The sequence below is a fragment of the Streptomyces sp. SYP-A7185 genome, from assembly GCF_046103685.1.
GTDB lineage: Bacteria > Actinomycetota > Actinomycetes > Streptomycetales > Streptomycetaceae > Streptomyces.
In genome coordinates, this window is the sequence record NZ_CP122310.1 from 9,252,477 (window position 1) to 9,273,025 (window position 20,549).

The window sequence follows — 20,549 nt, forward strand, 5'->3', positions numbered from 1 at the left end:
GCTGTTTCTCGGATCATGTGCGGAGCCAGATGATGAGTGCTGCGAGGGTGACAGTGCCGAGGTAGATGTAAGCCCGTTTCTCGTAGCGGGTGGCGACCGCTCGGAAGCCTTTCAGGCGGTTGATGGCACGTTCGACGGTGTTGCGTTTTTTGTACTGCTCGCCGTCGAAGCCGGTGGGCCGACCGCCGCGGGAGCCGCGGTTGAGCCGGTGTCTGAGCTGGTCCCGCCGCTCGGGAATGGTGTGGGCGATCCCGCGTCGTCGCAGGTAGCGGCGGTTGCTGCGGGACGTGTAAGCCTTGTCGGCCAGGACATGGTCGGGGCGGGAGCGTGGTCGTCCGACCCCGATGCGTGGAACGGCTATCTGCCGCAGAACCGGCTCGAGTTGCGGGCCGTCACCATAGTGGCCCGGAGTCAGCAGGAGCGCGAGGGGCCGACAGTGTCCGTCGGCGGCGAGATGGATTTTGGTGGTCAGTCCGCCGCGGGAGCGTCCCAGGCACTCGCCGAGGCGACCACCTCCTCCAGCCGGACGGCCAGTCTCCGCAGAACCGGATCGGTCTGCTTCGTCGCTGCGCGGGCCCCCTTTTGAGGAACCTTGGGCGGTGGCGCTTTGCGGGCGCCGGCGGCGTGCTGGTGGGCCCGCACTGCGGTGGAGTCCACCGACACGTCCCAGTCGACCCGGCCCGCCGAATCCTCGGCGGCCTGGATCTTCGACAGCAGCATCTTCCAGGTGCCGTCCGCTGACCAGCGGCGATGACGCTTATAGACGGTCTCCCAGGGCCCGAAACGCTCGGGCAGGTCCCGCCACTGCACGCCCGTCCGCACTCGGTACAACACCCCGTTGATCACCCGACGGTGGTCGCTCCACCGGCCTCCACGCGTCCCGCCCCGCGGCAGAAACGACTCCAGCCGATCCCACTCCGCATTCGTTAAATCCCCACGACCCATGACTCCAGACTGACCACAACAACCCTGTCATGTCAGGAGATCCGAGAAACAGCGCCTAGGCACCACGCTTCGGCAGTGAGGCGTAGTGCCGTCGGGTTCCTGCGGCCCGCGACGATGGACCGCAGGGACCCGGTTGAGGGCCTTTGCCGGCGTGGTGAGCGTTCGGCCCGAAGGCCGCGCATCACCGCCGAGACCGTCGAGCGCCGTCGCCCCGACCCGCCCCCGGAGATCAAGGCTTTCGGGCCTTCCTTCTTCAGAACATCCACCGTGACCCTTGACGGCGCACGGGGCGGCTGTCACCTTCCTGGGTGACGGCGAGAGCCTTGACGGTCGGTCACCCGGAGCTGCCCGGCCTCCCCGCAGCCTTGCCGTGTCCCATCCCGGAGCCGCCGAGCGCCCGCTGGCAGACCCCTGCATGTGGGAGCGCTCCCAAAGAAGGGATGAACCATGAGACGTGCCATCGGAACCGCCATCGGAACGGCCATGACGATCGTTCTCGCCTGCCTGCTCGCCCCCGCCGCGACAGGAGCGCCGGCCGCAGCCCAAGCCTCACCGATCAGCCTGACCAGCGGGTTCTACGTCGACCCGAACTCCTCCGCGGCCGCCTGGGTGGCGGCCAATCCGGGCGACGGCCGGGCCGCCGCCATCCGGGCCGACATCGCGCAGCGGCCCATCGCACGCTGGTTCGGCAGCTGGAGCGGGGACATCGCCGGCGCCGTCTCCTCGTATGTCGGTGCCGCCGACAGAGCCGACAAGCTGCCGGTTTTGGTCGCCTACAACATCCCCGGCCGGGACGCCTGCGGTGGCCACTCCGGCGGCGGCGCGGGCACCCCCGCCGCCTATCGCACCTGGATCGAATCGTTCGCCGCGGCCATCGGCACCCGCCCCGCACTGGTCATCGTCGAACCCGACTCGCTGGGCGACTACAGCTGCCTGAGCCAGGCGCAGATAGACGAGCGCAACGGCATGCTCAAGCACGCGCTCGCCCGGTTCAGCGCCGCGGCACCCCACACCTGGACCTACCTGGACGCGGGCAACCCCGGATGGCTGGACGCGGGCACCATCGCGCAGCACTTGAACGGAGCGGGCGCCCGTCAGGCCCACGGCTTCTCGCTGAACGTCTCCAACTACTACGCCACCGGCCAGAACACGGGCTACGGCAACGCGGTCAACGCGGCGCTGGCGTCCTACGGCTACACCAAGCCGTTCGTCGTCGACACCAGCCGCAACGGCAACGGGTCCAACGGCGCCTGGTGCAACCCCGCAGGGCGCAGGATCGGCACCCCGAGCCAGACGGGCGGCGGCGCGGAAATGCTGCTGTGGATCAAGGTCCCGGGCGAGTCCGACGGCAACTGCGGTGTGGGGGCCGGGACGGTGGCGGGCCAGTTCCTGCCCGAGGTCGCCTACAAGATGATCTACGGCTACTGACGAAGGAGGCGGGCGGGCGGCGGCGGGAGAGCCGCCCGCCCGCCGCAGGGCGGAGAGGGGATGCTGCCGACGCCGCCGAGCGGCGCCTGTGGCTCACACCCGGTAGATCTGCCCGGTCTGTGCTCCCTCCACCGACCGGACGTAGGCCTGCGCGACGTGCTCCAGCGGCACGGAGCCCATGCCGGGGAAGAAGTCCCCGTACGTGTCGAGGGACTCGGTGAAGACGTTGGGCGATACGGCGTTGACGCGCTGTGGGGCGATCTCGATCGCGGCGGCGCGGACGAAGGACTCCACGGCGCCGTTGGCCAGTGAGGCGGCGGCGCCGGTGCGGATGGGCTGCTCGCCGAGGATGCCGGTGATCACGGTGAAGGAGCCGTGCGCGGTGACGTGGGCGAGGCCCTGGCGGACGAGTTCGACCTGGGAGAGGACCTTGCCGGTGAAGGCGGACCGCCAGGCGTCGGGACCGAGTTCAAGAAGGGGCGCGAAGGGGACGGCGCCGGCGGCACTGACCACCGCGTCGAGCGGGCCGTGCGCGCGGGCGGCCTCGTACAGGGCGGTGACCTGGGCCGGGTCGGAGATGTCGAAGCGCAGGTCGCCCGAGGTGCGGCCGACGGTGGTGACCTTGTGGCCCCGCGCGGTGAGGGCGGCGTGCACGCCGGTGCCGAGGGTGCCGCCCGCGCCGACGAGGAGGATGTGCTGCGTCTTGTTCGTCATGACGCTCACGCTAGGCAGGGCGAGTGCGGGCAGGGAAATGCCTTCTGGGCGGCACTTATGATTGCGGGTAATGAATGTCGAGCTGCGTCATCTGCGGGCCGTGCGGGCGATCGGCGACGAGGGGTCGCTGACGGACGCCGCGCGCGTCTTGCGCCTCACCCAGCCCGCCCTCTCGCGCACCCTCGCCCAGCTCGAACAACGCCTCGGCGTGCGGCTCGTGGAGCGTACGACGCGCAGCGTGCGGCTGACCGAACCGGGCCGGCGGCTGTGGGAGCACGCGCACCGGATCCTGGGGCAACTCGACGACGCCCTCGACGATGTCGTCGGCGACGGTGCGCCCCGCCCGCTGCGGCTCGCCTTCGCCTGGGCGGCGCTGGGCAGCCATACGGTGCCGGTGCTGCGCGCCTGGCGCGAGCGGCACCCCGGCATCCCGGTGGACGTGCGCCGCGCCGACGATCCGGTGGCGCTGTTGCGCCGCGGCGAGGCGGACCTGGCGTTCTTGCGGGCGCGCCCCGAGCCCGACGACGCGCGCGTGCGTCACCGGGCCCTGACCCGCGAGCGGCGGATGGCCGCCGTGCCCGTGGGGCATCCGCTGGCGGACCGCACGGACGTGAGGCTGGCCGACCTGGCGGCCGAGCCCGTGGCGCTGTGCGCGACGGCGGCGACGGCCGGGGCGGAGCTGTGGCCGGTGGGGAAGCGGCCCGTCACGCTGACCGTGCCCGGCGTGGACGAATGGCTGACCACGATCGCGATCGGCGCGGCGGTCGGCGTGACCGCCGAGGGCACCGTCCACCAGCACTCCCATCCGGGCGTGCGCTACCTGCCGGTGCGGGACGCCGAGCCCGTCACCGTCCATCTGGCCTGGCCGGCGCGCCCGGCGCATCCGGCGACGGACGCCTTCCGTCGGCACACGCAGCACTACCTCCGCGTGCTCGACCCCGCCGCCGGCCAGGACCCGGTGGACCACGAGGTGACGTGAGGGCCGGTCCCCGCGGCCGTCAGGGTTTGCGCGCGACCGCGCCGAACTGCGGCAGCACGCCGACGCCGTGGGACTCGGCACGCCAGTGCGCGCAGGAGACCAGGCCGGGGGTGACGAGGTCCAGGCCGTCGAAGAAGGAGTTGATCTCCGCGCGGCTGCGGGCGGTGATCGGCGGGGTGGCGTTCTCGTTCCAGAACTTCATGGCCTCGACGTTGCCCTCGCCCCCGAGATCGGTGTCGGTGGTGGGGTGCGTCAGCGCGAGATAGCTGCCGGAGGGGGCCGCGGCCATGATCCGGCGCACGATGTCCTGTGCCTGGCCCGTGTCGAGAACGAAGTTGAGGATGCCCAGCATCATGACCGCGACGGGCCGCTGGAGGTCGAGGGTGGCCGATGCGCCCTCCAGCACGTCCTGGGGGTGGTGGATGTCGGCGTCGATGTAGTCGGTGGCTCCCTGGGGCGTGCCGGTCAGCAGGCTGCGGGCGTGGACCAGCACGATGGGGTCGTTGTCGACGTAGACGATCCGGGACTCGGGTGCGATCCGTTGGGCGATCTCGTGGGTGTTGTCCAGGGTCGGCAGCCCGGTGCCGATGTCCAGGAACTGGCGCACTCCGCGGTCGGCGGCCAGGAACCGGACCGTGCGGCGCAAAAACTGGCGATCGGCGCGGGCCACGTCCCGGATGACCGGGAACATCGTGACGACCTGGTCGCCGACTTTCTGGTCGATCTCGTAGTGGTCTTTCCCGCCGATCCAGTAATTCCACACCCGTGCGTTGTGCGCGACTTTGGTGTTGAGCCGGCCCGACATGTCTGACGGGCGCTGGGTCTCACTCACGTCGTCCCCTTTTCCGCTCACGGCGAGGTGTTCTGGGCGGCAGCCGCCACGGGGCGGCAACGGATCATCGCGCCATTGTGCTGCACAAAGATCGCGGGCGTCGGTGGATTCGGCGGAGCCGGGGCGAAGAAGGGGCCGCCGCTGTGCGCTGCCCGCATCACCGGTGTTCGGAGCGGACTTCGGTGGGCCAGACGGTGAGTTGCTCTCGGGTGTGCGTGATGGTGCGACCCGGATGAAACTCTTCGAGCGCAGCGATCTCGTCATCCTCGAAGAATCCGGTCGCGGTGATCACGCCGGTGCGGTGAAACGTGACGGTCGCGGTCCCCGGCGGCCAGATCAGGATCACCTCCCCGTCACGGGTCACCTGGCGTGCCGGCGCCGTGGCACGTACGCGGTGCAGGGCGCTGTCGGTGAAGGGGCCCTCTAATCGGATGAGGCCTGCGCGGTGGGTGAGTCTGCGCGTGCCGGCGGGCCACCGTCCCTCGCGGGCGAGCCGCTGGGCGTCATCGGTGTCGAGGGACGGGTTGCTAGTGGAAACATCGTCGGATCGGCTGGGCATACTTCCCCTCAGTCGTGCAGCGTGCAGCGTGTAGGTGGAACGCCTGTGGGTGAGGCGTGAATCGAAAGAGTAAACCTTCGCTACAGCAAACTCAAGGGATTATGCGGGAAGTGCGGTGACGCCGGTGAGGCCCCGGGAGCCGGCCGCGGCGCCGCGGTCTCAGGGCAGGTGCGTACTCACCTCCGTCTGCTCCTCCTGCACGGTCGTGGTGCCGACCGCCGCCGCGCCCGCGCCGAGGAGGACCGCGACGGCCGTCGCCACGCCGACGACCGAGAGCCGCCAGCGCGACCGCCGCCGCCGCGCGGGCGGCCCGGCGGCAGGTGCGGCGGTCGGCCTGAGCGTGATGGATGGGTCGGGCGCGACGGAGGGGGCGGGGGTGACCGGCGGGTCGGGTGTGGCACAGGGCCGGGGGCCCATCGCCAGTTCCCGGCGAGCGGCCACCCACCGCCGGGTGGCGTCGGCGTCGAGACCGCAGGCGACGACATAGGCGACGAGGACGGCCTCACGGGGCAGGCGCTCCCGGCGCAGCATGGTCGCGGCCGTCGAGTACGGCAGCACCTCACCCGCCGCGGCGGCCGCGCGCTCCAACTCCCGGAAGCTGAGGCCCGACCAGGCCTTGAGGCGGCGCAACTCCGCCATGAACGCGGGTGTTTCGGCGGTGCGGGGCGGCACGGGCGGTGGCGTCATGCGGGTCCCTCCGGTTCCGGTGTACGTCGCTGAACTGCACGGATGCAGACTCGCACAAGCTCGAACAGCTCATCCGTTGCCGGAGCTCGAGGGCGGCGATCAGCTTTGGTCTCACATCTGTCGTCGTTGTCTTGGAGGCATACGTGGGCCGCGTCGGTTCCCTCGTTCTGTTCCTCGCGCTCACCCTCGTCGGGTGCTCGGATGCGCACACCGTGGCCGGGCCGGGGCCCGGTGGCGCACAGGGCGCAACACCCCCGGCGAGCCGGAGCCCGGCGGATGCGGACATCGACCGCTACCTCGACCGCGTACTGCCCCCGGGGGCCGGCATCACCGTGGCCGCCGCCCGAGGGGGTGAGCTCACGCACTGCGCGGGGCGCGGACTCGCCGACCGCGCGGCGAAGACCCCCGCGACCTGCGACACCGTCTACGACGTCATGTCGATCACGAAGCAGTTCACCGCCGCCGCGATCCTGAAGCTGGAGATGAGCGGCAGGCTGCGGGTGAGCGACCGGATCGGTGCGCATCTGAGCTCCGTACCCGAGGACAAGCGGGCCATCACCCTGCACCAGCTCCTCTCCCATACGGCGGGCCTGCCCGAGTCGCTCGGCGACGACTACGACCCGCTGTCACGCCAGGAGTTGCTGGCCGGCGCGATGAAGGCCCGGCTGCGGTCGGCCCCCGGCACGGAGTTTCGCTACTCGAACGTCGGCTACAGCCTGCTCGCCGCGATCGTCGAAAAGGTCTCGGGCCAGAGCTACGAACGCTATCTGGCCGACCACCTGTTCAAGCCCGCCGGGATGTCCCACACCGGATACGTGCTGCCCGCGTGGAAGCGCGAACGGGTCGCCGTCGAGTACGACCGCCACGGACGCCCGCGGGGACGGCCGATGGACCACCCGTGGGCGCCCGACGGCCCGTCCTGGAATCTGCGCGGCAACGGCGGAATGCTCTCCACGGCCCGGGACATGTTCCGCTGGCATCGCGCCCTCACCGGCGACGGCGTCCTGTCCGCGACCGCGCGGCGGAAACTGTTCGCCCCGCAGGTGCGGGTGCCGGAGCTGGACGGGGCCTATGGCTATGGCTGGGTGGTGGTCGACTCCGATGACGGCCGGGTCGCCTGGCACGACGGGGGCAACGACTGGTCGCTGGCGACGGTCGCGGAGTTCCGCCGCGACAAGATCATGGTGTTCTGGGTGAGCAACCACGCGTACCAGAAGGGGAAATGGAACCTTGAGGACGACCAGATGAAGCTGACCCACGGCATCGCTGAGCGCCTGCGGCGCCGCGCCTGAGGACGAGGGCCCTGGCTGCGGGCCGGTGTGCGCCGGCCCGCACCACCCGCCTCGCGCGGCGGCCCGGGAGCTCTCGCCACCGCCGCTCGCCGCCCCGGAGGGTCGGCGTGCCCGCCGCCGGGGTCGGACCGTACACCTACCCGCGTTCAGCTGCGCGCAACGCGTGCGAGAGTGCCTCGACGGTCACGCCCACCACGGCCCGCAGTTGTGCCGGGCTCGCTCCGGCTCTGCTCATGACGGCCAGAGACTGGTTCACGGCCGCCGTGTGTTCGGCGAAGGCCTCGGTGTCCTGCGCGGCCCATCGCCCGGCCGTCAGGGCGGCGCGCAGGCGTGAACGCTGGAAGCCGAGCGCCTCCTTCGCGTGCGCGGCGACGGCCGGGCTCAGCACCGGAATCGCCATGGCCGACTGGGCGATGAGGCATCCGTCGGGCAGTTCGGGGTCGGCGATGCGCTCAAGGGTGACCTCGAAGAAGGCGCGAACAGCCGCAAGGGGTTCCGACGCCGCACACGACAGGGCGGCGTCGTACTGGTCGCCGTAGCGCGCGGCGTAGCGATCCAGGCAGCGCAGGAAGAGCGTGTCCTTGTCGCCGAGCGAGGAGTAGATGGAGCTGCGGTTCAGGCCGGTCGCCCGTGAGAGGTCGTCCACCGAGGTGTCGGCATAGCCGGCCCGCCAGAACTGGATCATCGCGGCGTCGAGTGCCGCGTCCATGTCGAACTGCTTCTTGCCTGCCACGTGAGACGTCCTTGCCGGGGTGGTGAGTCGGTGACCGTGCTGCGCGTCAGTCTATCTTGAACTGATTGGTTCAAGATGTGTTACGTTGCCGACGTGATCATGGCCGGGGCCTCGCACCATCCCGGGAGAGCGCCGCAAGGGCACCGCTGCGCCCCGGCAGCCGCCGCCCCACCACCGCGGGCGCCGGCGCGCTCGCGCGACTGGCCCGGGAACCGGCACCCCATCAGCGACACCGCACCGACGGAGGATTCCCGTGACCGACCCCGCGACCACCACCGGGCAGGTTTCCGACGCCAACCCTGTGCGTGACCTGCCCCTGCACGACCTGGACGGATTCACCCACCGCTGGGTCCACGCAGACGGCATCCGCCTGCACGCCGTCGCAGGCGGCCGCCCGGCGGGCCCGGCGGTCGTCCTGCTCGCGGGGTTCCCGCAAACCTGGCGGGCCTGGCGGCAGGTCATGCCCGCTCTCGCCGACCGGTTCCGCGTCATCGCGATCGACCTGCCGGGCCAGGGGCACTCCGAGCGCCCGAAGCACAGCTATGACACCCACACGGTTGCCGCCCACGTCCACGCCGCCGTCAGGGAAATCGGCGTGTCGACCTACTGGCTGGCCGCCCACGACGTCGGCGCCTGGGTCGCCTTCTCCCTCGCCCTCAAGTACGAAAAGCAGCTGCGCGGGCTCGCCCTGCTCGACGCCGGAATCCCCGGCATCACGCTTCCGGAGTCGATTCCCACCGATCCGGCCCGGGCGTGGAAGACCTGGCATTTCGCGTTCCACCTTGTGCCCGACCTGCCCGAGACGCTGCTCGCCGGTCGCGAACGGGAGTATGTCGCCTGGTTCCTGAGAACGAAGGCCCTGTCTCCTGACGCCTTCGACGACACCGACCTCGACCACTACGCGGCGGCCCTTGCCGCCGACGGCGGTCTTCGCGCCGCCCTTGCCTACTACCGTGACGCCGCCGAGTCGGCGCGCTTGAACCACCGGGCGCTCGATGGGCGGCACCTGACCGTGCCCGTCCTGGGCATGTCCAGCAGCCACGGCTCCATCCCGGACATGGCAGCCTCCATCGGCCCCTGGGCCGACAGCGTCACCGGAGTCGTCGTGCCCGACGCCGGCCACTTCATCCCCGACGAGCAGCCCGAAGCCGTGGCTGCCGCCATAGCCGCCTTCGCCGCCGCCGGCGACTGACTTGGTGGCGTCGGCCACGGTGACCGGTCGGCGTCGCCGCCGGTGCGCGTCGGGCCGCGGCAGGCTCACAGGGTGTGCCAGAGCTGGGCCAGCGCGGCCGTGGTGAGCACTTGTCCGGGGTGTCCTTGTCCGGCGAGGCGGCCGTCGTGGAGCAGGAGGCAGGCGTCCGCCGCACGCGCGGCCCGGAGGTCGTGGGTGGCCTGGACGACCGTCACGCCGTCGGCGACCAGGGTGGTCAGCAGCGCCCCGATCCGCTCCCGTGCCTCGGGGTCCAGGCCCGTGGTGGGTTCGTCCAGCAGGAGCAGGTCCGATTCCTGGGCCAACCCCTGTGCGATGAGGGCGCGTTGGCGTTGTCCGCCCGACAGCTCTCCCAGCTGGCGTGCGGCGAGGTCGCCGATGCCGAGGCGATCGAGTGCGGCGTCCACGGTTGCGTGGTCCCGGCGGGTCAGCCGTCGCCACGGTCCGCGCCGGCCCCAGCGTCCCATCTGCACGGTCTGCCGGACGGTGAGGGGCAGGGTGTCGCCGACGGCTCCGCGCTGCGGCACGAACGCGGGCGGCAGGTCTCCGGTGTGGAGCAGTTCGCCGGATGTCGGGCGGATCACACCGGCGAGCGCGCCGAGCAGGGTCGACTTGCCGCTGCCGTTGGGGCCGACGAGCGCCGTGGTGGCCAACCTCGGTATCTCGGCGGTGAGTTGGTGCAGGACGGGGCGCCCCGGATAGCCGGCGCACAAGGCGGTGAAGCGAACGCGGGGAGCCCTTTCCCGGGTGGTGGTGGGCGAGGGGACTGGTGTTTTGAACATGATTTTCATTGTAGTGTCCCCGGCGTGGAATGGTTGACGGCCCCGTTCGAGGTCACCTTCGTGCAGCGCGCCCTGTGGGGCGGAATCCTGGTGTCCGCGATCTGTGCGCTGGCCGGCACCTGGGTGGTGCTGAGAGGCATGGCCTTCCTCGGTGACGCCATGTCCCACGGCCTGCTGCCGGGGGTCGCGCTGGCCGCGCTGTTCGGCGGGAACCTGCTGGTGGGCGCGGTGGCCAGCGCGGCTGTCATGACGGCGGGCGTCACCGCGCTCGGGCGTACGCCGAGGCTGTCGCAGGACACCGGCATCGGGCTGCTCTTCGTCGGCATGCTCTCGCTCGGCGTGATCATCGTGTCGCGCTCGCAGTCCTTCGCGGTGGACCTGACCGGCTTCCTCTTCGGCGACGTCCTCGCCGTCCGGCAGCAGGACCTCTGGCTGCTCGCGGCGGCGCTGGGCGCGGCCCTGGTGGTGTCCGTCCTGGGCCACCGCGCCTTCTTGGCCCTGGCCTTCGACGCGCGCAAGGCGAAGACCCTGGGGCTGCGTCCGCGCCTGGCGCACGCCGTGCTCCTGGGACTGCTCGGCCTGGCGATCGTGGCCTCGTTCCACATCGTGGGAACACTGCTGGTCCTGGGGCTGCTCATCGCCCCGCCCGCGGCGGCCCTGCCGTGGGCGCGCGGCGTCGGCGGGGTCATGGCGCTCGCCGCGCTTCTCGGCGCCGCCGCCACCTTCGGCGGCCTCCTGCTGTCCTGGCACCTGGGCACCGCCGCCGGCGCGACCGTCTCGGCCCTCGCGGTGAGCCTGTTCTTCCTCTCCCACGTGGTGTCCGGCCTGCGTCACCGCCGTGCGCGCCTCACCTCCGCTCCCGTCCTTGCCGCCAACTGAAAGAAGCCTGAGGCGATTGTCGTGACCGTCCGCAGAAACACCACTGGGTGGGCTTGGGCCGCACTGGCACTGACCGCACTGCTCGCCACGAGCTGCGCCGGACAGAAGGGCGACGACGCCCCAGCGGCGACGAGTCCTTCGTCCGCCACACCGCACGGGTACGTGGAGGGAGCGAAGGAAGCCGCCGAGCAGCAGTCCCGGCTGCTCCTCAACGATCCCGACAGCGGCAGCAGTCGGGTGCTCGACCTCATCACCGGCAAGGCGCACACCACGGACCGGGTCAAGGGCGCCGCCCGACTGGGAACGGACGGAAGGTTCGGCTACCTCCACGCCTCCGGCGGCACCCATGTGCTCGACAGCGGCGCCTGGACGGTGGACCACGGGGACCACGTCCACTACTACCGCGCGGCGATACGGGACGTCGGCACGTTCCGCGCGGGCCGCGGGGCACAGGTGCGCAGCGACAAGGCGCTGTCCGCGGTCACCGACAAGGACGGGCGGAGCGTTCTGTACGACCGGGCCACGCTGGAAAAGGGCAAGATCGTGCCTTCGCGAACCCTGCCGGACACCTACGCCGGGCCCGTCGTGCCCTACCAGGAGCACCTCCTGGCCCTGGTGGACGAGGGCGGCACCACGAAGCTGGCCGTGTTCGACCGCGAAGGGCGGCGCGTCGCCTCCCCCGACGCGACGTGCGAGGACCCTCGGGGTGACGCGGTCACCCGGCGCGGTGTGGTGCTGGGCTGTGCCGACGGCGCGCTGCTCGTGCGGGAGAAGGACGGCGCTTTCACCGCCGAGAAGATGGCCTACGGGCAGCAGGTGCCGGCCAAGGAACGGGCCGTCTCCTTCCGCCAGCGCCCGGGCAGCGACACGCTCACCGCCGCGGCCGGCACCGACGCCGTATGGGTCCTGGACGTCACCGCCCGCACGTGGACCCGGGTGGACACCGGGCCCGTCCTCGCGGCCAACACCGCGGGGGAGGGCTCCCCGCTGCTCGTCCTGGAGACCGACGGCTCGCTGCACGGCTACGCCATCGCCGACGGCCGGCAGACCGCACGGACCAAGCCGCTCCTGACCGGAAAAGTGCAGGCCGACACCCACACCGGCACCCACACCGAAACCGGTACCGGCGCCCCCGTGATCGAGATCGACCGCAGCCGCGCCTATGTCAACGACCCCCGGGGCAAAAGGGTCTTCGAGATCGACTACAACGACGACCTGCGCGTGGCACGCTCCTTCGACCTGGACATCAAGCCGGTCCTCATGGCGGAGACGGGCCGATGAGCGCCGCCGCCGCGAAACAGCGCGTACGCGTGGGCGCGGCCCGGCTGCGCAGTCTGATCCTGGGCCTGCTCGCCGTGGTGACGGCCGCTGCCGCCTGCGCCTGCACCACCGGTGAGGACCAGCCGAAGATCGTCGTCACCACCAACATCCTCGGTGACATCACCCGGGAGATCGTCGGCGACGAAGCCGAGGTCACCGTATTGATGCAGCCCAACGCCGACCCGCACTCCTTCGGGCTTTCGGCCGTGCAGGCCGCCCAGCTGGAACGCGCCGACCTGGTGGTCTACAACGGTTTGGGGCTGGAGGAGAACGTCCTGCGGCACGTGGACGCCGCTCGCGAGTCCGGCGTGGCCACCTTCGCGGCCGGGGAGGCGGCCGACCCGCTCACCTTCCACGCGGCCGGCGACGGCGGCCCCGCGGGCGAAGAGGGGCAGCGCGACCCGCACTTCTGGACCGACCCGGACCGGGTGCGCAAAGCCGCCGGCCTGATGGCCGACCAGGTGGTCGAGCACGTCGAGGGCGTGGACGAGGGCGCCATACGCGCCAACGCGGACCACTACGACCGGCAACTCAAGGACCTGACCACCTGGATGGAGACGTCCTTCGACCGTGTCCCCGAGGACAGACGCGCCCTGGTGACCAACCATCACGTCTTCGGTTATCTCGCCGACCGCTTCGACTTCCAGGTGATCGGCGCGGTCATCCCCAGCGGCACCACGCTGGCCTCACCCAGCTCATCGGATCTGCGCTCGCTCACCGTGGCGATGCGACGAGCCGGCGTACGCACCGTGTTCGCCGACTCCTCCCGGCCCGCACGGCTCGCCGAGGTGTTGCGCGGAGAACTGGGCGGCCAGGTCCAGGTTGTCGAGCTGTATTCGGAGTCGCTGACCGCGAAGGGCCAGGGCGCCGACACCTATCTGCGGATGATGCGCGCCAACACCACCGCCATGACCGACGGTCTGACCGCGGCCGCCGGAGCCGACTGACCCGCGCGCGGCGACACCCACCGGCCGCTCGGGCCGAGTACCTCGCACACCATTGCCGCCACCGCGCGGCCAGAGAAGGGACACCGATGAACACGTCCATACGCACCAGGGCTTTGACGGGCACGGCACTCACCCTGGCGGTGGCCACGGTCTTGACCGCCTGCGGTGGGGGCAGCACCTCCTCCGGCGCCAAGGCGGCCGACCGTGCGACCGCCGCCCCCGCCGCGGTCAAGGACCCGCTGGTCGCCGGCTTCGACGGCGGCCTGTACATCCTGGACGGCAAGAGCCTGCAGGTGGCCAAGACCCTCAAGCTCCCCGGCTTCAACCGGGTCAACCCGGCCGGGGACAAGGATCATGTGGTGGTCTCCACCGACGCGGGCTTCCGTGTCCTCGACGCCACCGGCCAGGCCTTCACCGGCATCGAGTACAAGGGTTCCAAGCCCGGTCACGTCGTGCGGCATGCGGGCAAGACGGTGCTCTTCACCGACGGCACCGGCGAGGTCAACGTCTTCGACCCCGCCGATCTGAACGGCGGCAAGAAGCCGGAAGGCCGTACCTACGCCTCCGCCGAGGCGCATCACGGCGTCGCCATCGAGCTGGCCGACGGTGAACTCCTCAGCACCCTGGGCACCGAGGAGAAGCGGACCGGCGCCCTGGTCCTGGACAAGAACAACAAGGAAGTCACGCGCAACGAGAAGTGCCCCGGCGTCCACGGCGAGGCCGCCGCCCGGGACGAGGCCATCGCCGTCGGCTGCGAGGACGGCGTACTGATCTACCAGGACGGCAAGTTCACCAAGGTCGACGCCCCCGACGCCTACGGCCGCATCGGCAACCAGGCCGGCAGCGACGCCTCACCGGTTTTGCTCGGTGACTACAAGACCGACGCGGAAGCCGAACTGGAACGGCCCACCCGCATCTCGCTCATCGACACCGTGAAGAAGCAGATCCGCCTGGTCGACCTGGGCACCAGCTACTCCTTCCGCTCGCTGGCCCGCGGCCCGCAGGGCGAGGCGCTCGTCCTGGGCACCGACGGCGCGATCCACGTGATCGACCCGGCGAGCGGCAAGACCGAGAAGAAGATCCCGGCCGTGGGCAAGTGGCAGGAACCGCTGGACTGGCAGCAGGCCCGGCCCACCCTGTTCGTCCGCGACCACACCGCCTACGTCTCCGACCCCAGCGAGAAGGCCCTGCACGCCATCGACCTGGACACCGGCAAGAAGACCACCTCCGTCACCCTGCCGCAGAGCACCAACGAGCTGTCGGGAGTCGTCGCGCAACACTGACCGCGCAGCGGGTCCCCGCGGCTCACGCGCCGCGGGGACCGAGCCATCGGACGCGGCTCAGGGGCGCATGACGATCTTTCCCACGTGATCCCGGCGCGAGAGTTCTTCCTGCGCCTGCGCGGCCTGGTCCAGGGGGAACGTCGCGGCGATGACGGGGCGGATCGCACCTTGGCGTGCCAGGTCCATGAGGAGGTCGAAGTGGGCGGGGGTGTGCATGGCCGAACCGATGACCTGGGCGTTGTGCAGGTAGAGCCGGCGCACGTCGAAGGCCACGTCATAGCCGCCGAGCGCGCCGGCGATCACCCACCGGCCCCCTTCGCGCAGCAGCGGCAGCCCCTGGCCCACCAGCTCGCCGGCCACGACGTCCAGCGCGACGTCGATGCCTTCGGGCGCGGCGGCGCGCAGCTGCCCGGTGACGTCTCCGGCACGGTCGATGACCTCGTGCGCGCCTGCCGCGCGCACCGCGTCGATCTTGGCTCCGCTGCTGATGGCGATCACCCTGGCCCCGCGCGCCCGGGCGATCTGCACCAGCGCGATCCCGACACCGCCGGAGGCTCCCGAGACCAGGGCGGTTTCGCCCGTGCCGAGCCGGCCGCGCTCGATCATGCCCAGGGCCGTGCCGTAGGCGGTCGGCAAGGTCGCCAGCTGCTCGTCGGTGAGGGGGGATCGCGTCACGTCGTGGACGCGCTCGGCCGGCGCGGTCACGTACTGGGCGTAGCCGCCGTCGCGTTCGCTGCCCATCAGCCCCACCGGGTGGGCGTCCGGCCCCTCGCCGTCGTAGATCGCGGGGTCGACGACCACGCGGCGGCCCACGAGGCTGTCCGCCACGCCGGTGCCGACGGCCACGACCCGGCCGGCCACGTCGGCGCCCTGGATGCGCGGGAAGTCGATCGGGCCGCGCCAGCCCGAGGTGGCCTTCGGGTCGTCGGGCAGGCCGTAGGCACCCTGCCGGGTCCACAGGTCGGTGTTGTTCAGGGCCACGGCGCTGACCTGGACCAGTGCCTCGCCCGGCTGAGGGGCCGGGACGGCGACCTCCGTCAGTTCGAGAACCTCTGGTCCTCCGTGTTCCGTGATGCGCACAGCTCGCATGAACGCGGACGCACTCATCGCTTGAACCTCCCGCCGGTATACCGATCGGTTTACATATCCACCGTACACCGGTCGCCGAAAGGGACGGCCGAGGGCCGGGCGAGCCCCGAGGAGGGGGCCCGCCCGGCCCGGTGTGCGCGGAGCTGCCGCCGGCGGGGCGTTACTCGAGCAGTTCCGCGTACGAACCCATGGCGAGCGCGATGTCCGCCTGGGCCCAGAACCGGTGGTAGGTGAACGTCGGCGCCGCCCCGCCCGCCAGATAGGCCTCGACCTTCGACCAGTCGGGGTCGTCCTCGTAGAAGGAGCGCAGCGAGGAGAACGTGGACGACGAGTCGATCTTGTCGCCGCCTGGCATCGTGCCCGTCCAGCCGCTCGGCACATAGACCGGGTCGTCGAAGCGGCCGTAGTCGGCGCGGGTCTCGGGCACGGCGATGCCCAGCGCGTCCTGGTCGTGCTCCCACATGCCGTCGAGCAGTGCCTTCGCCACCGTCTTGGCCCGTGTGTCACCGGACTTGGCGGCGTAGTACGTCAGGGTCTTGGCGTACGCCGCGGCGACTCCGACGTCGTTGGTGTAGTCGGCGACCGTGACGTGCAGACCCGTGTTGGCGCCGGGGCTCGACGCGTTCCAGGTGTCGGGCTTGCCCGACCACTGGAGCGTGGCGGGGATGCGGAACGTGCCGTCGGGATGGATCGTCGTCTTGGACAGGGCCCAGTCGACCCACTTGTCCAGGACCGTCCTGGCGTCGGCGTCGCCCGTCTGCTGGTAGTACTCGGCCACGCGCTCCATCGACCAGGCCTGGAAGCCGAACCACTGGTTGGACGGCGGGTCGTGGTAGACGGGCGCCTCGTCGTAGTACATGCCGTGGAACGTCGGCGTGCCCGCCGGCGGGGTGCCGTAGCTGCCGCCCCAGCTGTTGGTCGCGCCGCCGGCGATGGCGCCCTCGTCCGACTGGAGCCAGCGGTAGAACTCCAGCTGCCGGTCGAGCGACTTGGCCCAGTCCGCCTGACCCGTGGCCGACTTGGGCTTCAGGTCGGCGGCCGAGGAGAGCGCGTAGGCGGCGAGGGGGTTCTGGTAGCCGCCGTGCGTGTGGCTGGAGCCGATGCGCCAGGACCAGCCCGCCGAGGTGTCGGTCGCGCCGCCCCATGCGTAGTACCAGGACATCAGGTAGTGCGAGGCGTCTTTGCCGCTGCCGGCCGGGCAGGTGGTCGGCCCGGTGCAGTTGCCGACCTTCTTGAAGTACTTGTCGTACATCGAGTAGCGCAGATAGTCGCCCATCTTGGCGGCCTTGCCGACGGTCGCCGCGATGTCGGAGCCCTTGCCCTGCTGCTTGGCCCATACATTGGCCCAGTAGGCGGCCTGCACCGCGCGCGCGTCGGCGTCCGGGGCGTTGGTGAACTTCCACTGCTTGGCGTAGGAGGAGTCGCCGGTGAACAGGTCCAGGTACCCGTTCTTGCCGCCGTACTTGAAGGCGTCGCACGTGGGCTGCGGGACCGTCTCCCACACCGACTCCTGCGCGCCGCGCTGGAAGGTGTTGATGTAGGAGGGGCCGGTGGCGCTCGGGCCCGCCTCGCACCTGCCGGGTTCGTTGCCGTAGCCGTAGACGTTGTCGACGTCCTGCAGCCAGTGCATGCCGTAGATGTCGTCCGTGCCGTAGGCGCTCCGCAGTTCCGATGCGATCGGGTCGCTGCCCACGGAGACCGACGCGTCGAGCTTGGCCGGGTACTGGGAGGGCAGGTCGTGCTCGGGTGCGTACGTCGCCGGTTTGGAGGCGTTGTAGGAGGAGGTCGTCGGCTGGTCCGCGTGGGTGGGGATCATGTACTTCTCCATGATCTCCCACGCCCCGTTGAACTTCGACCAGTCGCCGCTGACCTTGCCGTACATGGCCTGGAGCCACAGGAGGTAGCTGTAGGCCTCCGAGGTCGTCTCGTGGCCGTGGTCCGGCGCCTCGACGATCAGTGTCTCGACGGAGTGGTAGGGCACGCCCTCCGGCGAGAAGTAGCCGTTGGCCGGATCGGTGATCTTCCCGTAGAGGTCGAGGAAGCGGGCGTCGTACGTCTTGGACGCGGCGAGCTGGGTGACCGTGACCGCGGCCTTGGTGTGGCCCGGAGCCGTCACGTGGAAGGTGGCCGCGCCCGTACCGGAGGCGTCGGCCGCGATGGTCACCTTCTGCGCCGCGTTCCAGTTCGACGGGGTGAAGGTCAGGCTCGCGCCGGAGGACACCGACAGGCCCGTGTTGCCGCTGGTGCGGGCCGTGGCGACCGTCACGTTCGAGGTGGGCTGCGTCGACAGCTTCACGTCGAAGGTGCCGGACGTGCCCTGCCGGACGCCGAGTTGGGACGGCGTGGCGACCAGGGCGGGGCCCGCCGCGACCGTGATGCCCACCGGTGTCGACTCGCCGGACGCGCCCTGGCTGTCGTACGCCTTCGCGTACAGGGAGTGGGTCCCGGCCGCCAGGCCGTCGGCGTCGAGTCCGTAGGGGGCGGTGGTGTCCGTGCCGAGCAGCGTCGTGTCGTCGTAGAACTCGACCTTGTCGATGTCTGCACCGTCGGCCGCCGCGGCGGTGGCGGCGAGCGGGACGGTGTCGCCTGCCGAGTAGACCGCGCCGGCCTTCGGGCTGGTGAGCACAGTGATCGGCGGCTGGTGGGCGCCCGCGCACGTGGTGCCGTTGACGGCGAAATCAGTGGGCGCCGAATTCGCGCCGCTGTAGGTGAATTGCGCGCCTGTCGTGGCGGCGGCGCCGGGGGCGATCTTTGCGTTGTGGCCGAGGTTTTTCGCGGTGATCGCTTTTCCGGACTGCGACCAGGTGGCATTCCAGCCGTTGGCCAGTTTCTGATTGCCGCCGTAGGTGTAGGTGAGGGTCCAGCCGTCGATCGCCGCGCTGCCGCGGTTGGTGATGGTCAGCTCGGCGGTGAAGCCGGAGCCCCAGTCGTTGGTCTTGTAGTCGACGCTGCACGCAACTGCCGCTGCTTCTGCGGTAGTTGGCAGTGAGGTGAGGGTGGCGAGCGGTAGTGCCAGGGTGGCCGCGACAGCGGTCCACAGCCGCCGGGCCCGTCTTTGTGGCATGGCCCTGATTCCTCCTTGCGGTTCAAAGAGCGAGGGGTGGGGCGGTGATGTGGCGTCACCGCCCATGAACCAGTGGGAGCGCTCCCAAGGATGGGGACGGGGGAATTGAGGGTCAAGAGGCTTGAAGAGTCGAATTAATTCGACAGGGAAATTTCGGAACCCCTCTGTTGCTTGACGGCAGTTCCTTCTCTACAGTCCACCAGCAACCAGTGGGAGCGGTTCCATCAGTCGACGCACCGGCCTTGAGCCGGTCGCGCCCGAGCTGCAAGGAGTCGCTCATGCGCCACCCCCCGCGCCATGCACTACCCGCAACCCTGCTCGCGTGCGTCGTCGTCTCGGCGGCGGCGCTCGCTCCACGGGCCGACGCCGCGGCCGCCCCCGCCTGCACGGTGGAGTACTCCGTCACCGGACAGTGGGACAGCGGCTTCCAGTCCGCGGTGAAGGTCACCAACAACGGCGCGGCCAAGGACAGCTGGAGCCTGTCCTTCGCCTTCGCCGACGGACAGAAGATCACGCAGGGCTGGGGCGCCAAGTGGTCCCAGAGCGCAACGGCCGTCACCGCGGCCAACGAGTCCTGGAACGGTGCGCTGCCCTCCGGCGGCAGCGTCGAGGCCGGGTTCATCGGATCGCGTCCGGGCGCCAACACGGTGCCGGCGGCCTTCGAGCTGAACGGCGTCACCTGCAACACCGATGTCACCGACCCCACGGACCCGACCGATCCCACCGACCCGACCGATCCGACGGATCCAGGGGGTGGGGGTGAGGCCCCGGCGCTGAAGGTCGCCGGGAACAAGCTCGTCGACGCCTCCGGTGCCACCCGCCGGATCCTGGGCGTGAACCGCTCCGGCGCCGAGTTCATGTGCGTCCAGGGCCGTGGGATCTTCGACGGCCCGGTCGACGACGCGTCCGTCGCGGCGATCGCCGACTGGAAGTCCAACGCCGTCCGGATCCCGCTCAACGAGGAGTGCTGGCTGGGCCTGGACAACATCAAGCCCGAGTACGGCGGCGCCCGCTACCAAAGTGCCATCAAGGAGCTGGTCACCAAGGTCAAGGCGCACGGCATGACGCCGATCCTGGAGATGCACTGGTCCTACGGCCAGTACACCGGCAACTCGGCGGGCTGCGGCGACCTCCACGCCACCTGCCAGAAACCGATGCCCGACGCCCGCTACGCGCCCGGCTTCTGGTCGTCGGTCGCCGGCGCCTACAAGGACGATCCGACGGTCGTCTTCGACCTGTTCAACGAGCCCTATCCGGACCGCGCGACGCCGAACCTCGCCGACGCGTGGGCCTGCTGGAAGGACGGCGGCACCTGCCCGGGCATCGGCTACGAAGTCGCGGGCATGCAGGACCTCCTCGATGCCGTCCGCTCCACGGGCGCCCAGAACGTGATCCTGGCCGGCGGCCTTGCCTACTCCAACGACCTGGGGCAGTGGCTCGCCCACCGGCCCGTGGACCCGGCCGCCAATCTCGCCGCGGCCTGGCACGTCTACAACTTCAACACCTGCTCCACCGAGAGCTGCTGGGACTCCACGCTCGCCCCCGTCGCGGCGCAAGTGCCGCTGGTGGCCGGGGAGATCGGCGAGAACACCTGCGCGCACGGATTCATCGACCGCGTCATGAAGTGGTTCGACGACCGCCGGCTGTCCTATCTCGGCTGGACCTGGAACACCTGGGACTGCTCGACCGGTCCCTCCCTCATCAGCTCGTACGACGGCACACCGACCGCGTTCGGGACCGGCCTGCGCGATCACCTGCGCGCGGTGAACGGATGAACGCCCCGCAGCGTACGAGCACCCCTGACCG

The 20,549-nt window shown here is 70.7% G+C and carries 18 protein-coding genes; 9 read left to right on the top strand and 9 right to left on the bottom strand.

Annotated elements, in window-relative coordinates; translation table 11 throughout:
* Positions 1-13: 13 nt before the first annotated feature.
* A protein-coding gene (locus QBL25_RS40810; RefSeq protein ID WP_409055288.1) for an IS5 family transposase occupies positions 14-945 on the bottom strand; the annotation gives its coding sequence in 2 pieces (ribosomal slippage) (positions 14-544 and positions 547-945; 930 coding nt in all).
* A 447-nt stretch (positions 946-1,392) separates the two neighbouring features.
* Between QBL25_RS40810 and QBL25_RS40815 the strand changes: the two genes are divergently transcribed.
* A complete protein-coding gene (locus tag QBL25_RS40815; protein ID WP_409062024.1) occupies positions 1,393-2,373 on the top strand; it encodes a glycoside hydrolase family 6 protein in 981 nt (326 codons plus the stop codon).
* A gap of 93 nt (positions 2,374-2,466) precedes the next feature.
* Here the strand turns inward: QBL25_RS40815 and QBL25_RS40820 are convergent, their stop codons facing one another.
* Positions 2,467-3,087 (bottom strand): short chain dehydrogenase, encoded by a 621-nt coding sequence (locus tag QBL25_RS40820; protein WP_409062025.1) that lies wholly within the window; start codon positions 3,085-3,087, stop codon positions 2,467-2,469.
* A gap of 70 nt (positions 3,088-3,157) precedes the next feature.
* On the opposite strand from QBL25_RS40820, the gene QBL25_RS40825 reads away from it, so the two are divergent.
* A complete protein-coding gene (locus QBL25_RS40825) occupies positions 3,158-4,066 on the top strand; it encodes a LysR family transcriptional regulator (protein ID WP_409062026.1) in 909 nt (302 codons plus the stop codon).
* A gap of 19 nt (positions 4,067-4,085) precedes the next feature.
* Here the strand turns inward: QBL25_RS40825 and QBL25_RS40830 are convergent, their stop codons facing one another.
* The 3 genes from QBL25_RS40830 to QBL25_RS40840 all read right to left on the bottom strand — a co-directional run bounded on the left by QBL25_RS40830 (position 4,086) and on the right by QBL25_RS40840 (position 6,144).
* Positions 4,086-4,898 carry an SAM-dependent methyltransferase gene (locus QBL25_RS40830; protein ID WP_409062027.1) on the bottom strand — a complete coding sequence of 271 codons (813 nt, stop codon included), beginning with the start codon at positions 4,896-4,898 and terminating at the stop codon, positions 4,086-4,088.
* A 157-nt stretch (positions 4,899-5,055) separates the two neighbouring features.
* Positions 5,056-5,457, bottom strand: a complete 402-nt coding sequence (locus QBL25_RS40835; protein ID WP_409062028.1) for a hypothetical protein — start codon at positions 5,455-5,457, stop codon at positions 5,056-5,058.
* A 159-nt stretch (positions 5,458-5,616) separates the two neighbouring features.
* Positions 5,617-6,144, bottom strand: a complete 528-nt coding sequence (locus QBL25_RS40840; protein WP_409062029.1) for a hypothetical protein — start codon at positions 6,142-6,144, stop codon at positions 5,617-5,619.
* Between the two features lie 143 nt (positions 6,145-6,287).
* Here QBL25_RS40840 and QBL25_RS40845 point away from each other — a divergent pair, with 143 nt between their 5' ends.
* Positions 6,288-7,436, top strand: coding sequence for a serine hydrolase domain-containing protein (locus QBL25_RS40845; protein WP_409062030.1), 1,149 nt, complete (start codon positions 6,288-6,290; stop codon positions 7,434-7,436).
* Between the two features lie 136 nt (positions 7,437-7,572).
* Here QBL25_RS40845 and QBL25_RS40850 read toward each other — a convergent pair whose 3' ends face one another.
* Positions 7,573-8,169: a TetR/AcrR family transcriptional regulator gene (locus tag QBL25_RS40850; protein WP_409062031.1), complete on the bottom strand. Its 597-nt coding sequence runs from the start codon at positions 8,167-8,169 to the stop codon at positions 7,573-7,575.
* A gap of 253 nt (positions 8,170-8,422) precedes the next feature.
* On the opposite strand from QBL25_RS40850, the gene QBL25_RS40855 reads away from it, so the two are divergent.
* Complete coding sequence (locus tag QBL25_RS40855; protein WP_409062032.1) at positions 8,423-9,361, top strand: alpha/beta fold hydrolase; 939 nt, start codon at positions 8,423-8,425, stop codon at positions 9,359-9,361.
* 65 nt (positions 9,362-9,426) lie between these two features.
* Here QBL25_RS40855 and aztA read toward each other — a convergent pair whose 3' ends face one another.
* Positions 9,427-10,170 carry a zinc ABC transporter ATP-binding protein AztA gene (gene aztA / locus QBL25_RS40860; RefSeq protein WP_409062033.1) on the bottom strand — a complete coding sequence of 248 codons (744 nt, stop codon included), beginning with the start codon at positions 10,168-10,170 and terminating at the stop codon, positions 9,427-9,429.
* A gap of 15 nt (positions 10,171-10,185) precedes the next feature.
* On the opposite strand from aztA, the gene aztB reads away from it, so the two are divergent.
* The 4 genes from aztB to aztD all read left to right on the top strand — a co-directional run bounded on the left by aztB (position 10,186) and on the right by aztD (position 14,590).
* Entirely contained in the window at positions 10,186-11,040 is an 855-nt protein-coding gene (gene aztB, locus QBL25_RS40865; RefSeq protein ID WP_409062034.1) for a zinc ABC transporter permease AztB, read from the top strand.
* Between the two features lie 21 nt (positions 11,041-11,061).
* Positions 11,062-12,321: a hypothetical protein gene (locus QBL25_RS40870; RefSeq protein WP_409062035.1), complete on the top strand. Its 1,260-nt coding sequence runs from the start codon at positions 11,062-11,064 to the stop codon at positions 12,319-12,321.
* Entirely contained in the window at positions 12,318-13,307 is a 990-nt protein-coding gene (aztC, locus tag QBL25_RS40875; protein ID WP_409062036.1) for a zinc ABC transporter substrate-binding protein AztC, read from the top strand. The genes QBL25_RS40870 and aztC overlap by 4 nt, the downstream gene beginning before the upstream one ends.
* A gap of 86 nt (positions 13,308-13,393) precedes the next feature.
* On the top strand, positions 13,394-14,590 hold the full coding sequence (aztD, locus tag QBL25_RS40880) for a zinc metallochaperone AztD (protein WP_409062037.1): 1,197 nt from the start codon (positions 13,394-13,396) through the stop codon (positions 14,588-14,590).
* A 57-nt stretch (positions 14,591-14,647) separates the two neighbouring features.
* Here the strand turns inward: aztD and QBL25_RS40885 are convergent, their stop codons facing one another.
* Positions 14,648-15,697 (bottom strand): zinc-binding dehydrogenase, encoded by a 1,050-nt coding sequence (locus QBL25_RS40885; protein WP_409062038.1) that lies wholly within the window; start codon positions 15,695-15,697, stop codon positions 14,648-14,650.
* Positions 15,698-15,839: 142 nt separating this feature from the next.
* Positions 15,840-18,743, bottom strand: a complete 2,904-nt coding sequence (locus QBL25_RS40890; protein ID WP_409062039.1) for a glycoside hydrolase family 48 protein — start codon at positions 18,741-18,743, stop codon at positions 15,840-15,842.
* A gap of 278 nt (positions 18,744-19,021) precedes the next feature.
* Here QBL25_RS40890 and QBL25_RS40895 point away from each other — a divergent pair, with 278 nt between their 5' ends.
* On the top strand, positions 19,022-20,518 hold the full coding sequence (locus QBL25_RS40895; RefSeq protein ID WP_409062040.1) for a cellulose binding domain-containing protein: 1,497 nt from the start codon (positions 19,022-19,024) through the stop codon (positions 20,516-20,518).
* The last annotated feature ends 31 nt before the right edge of the window (positions 20,519-20,549 follow it).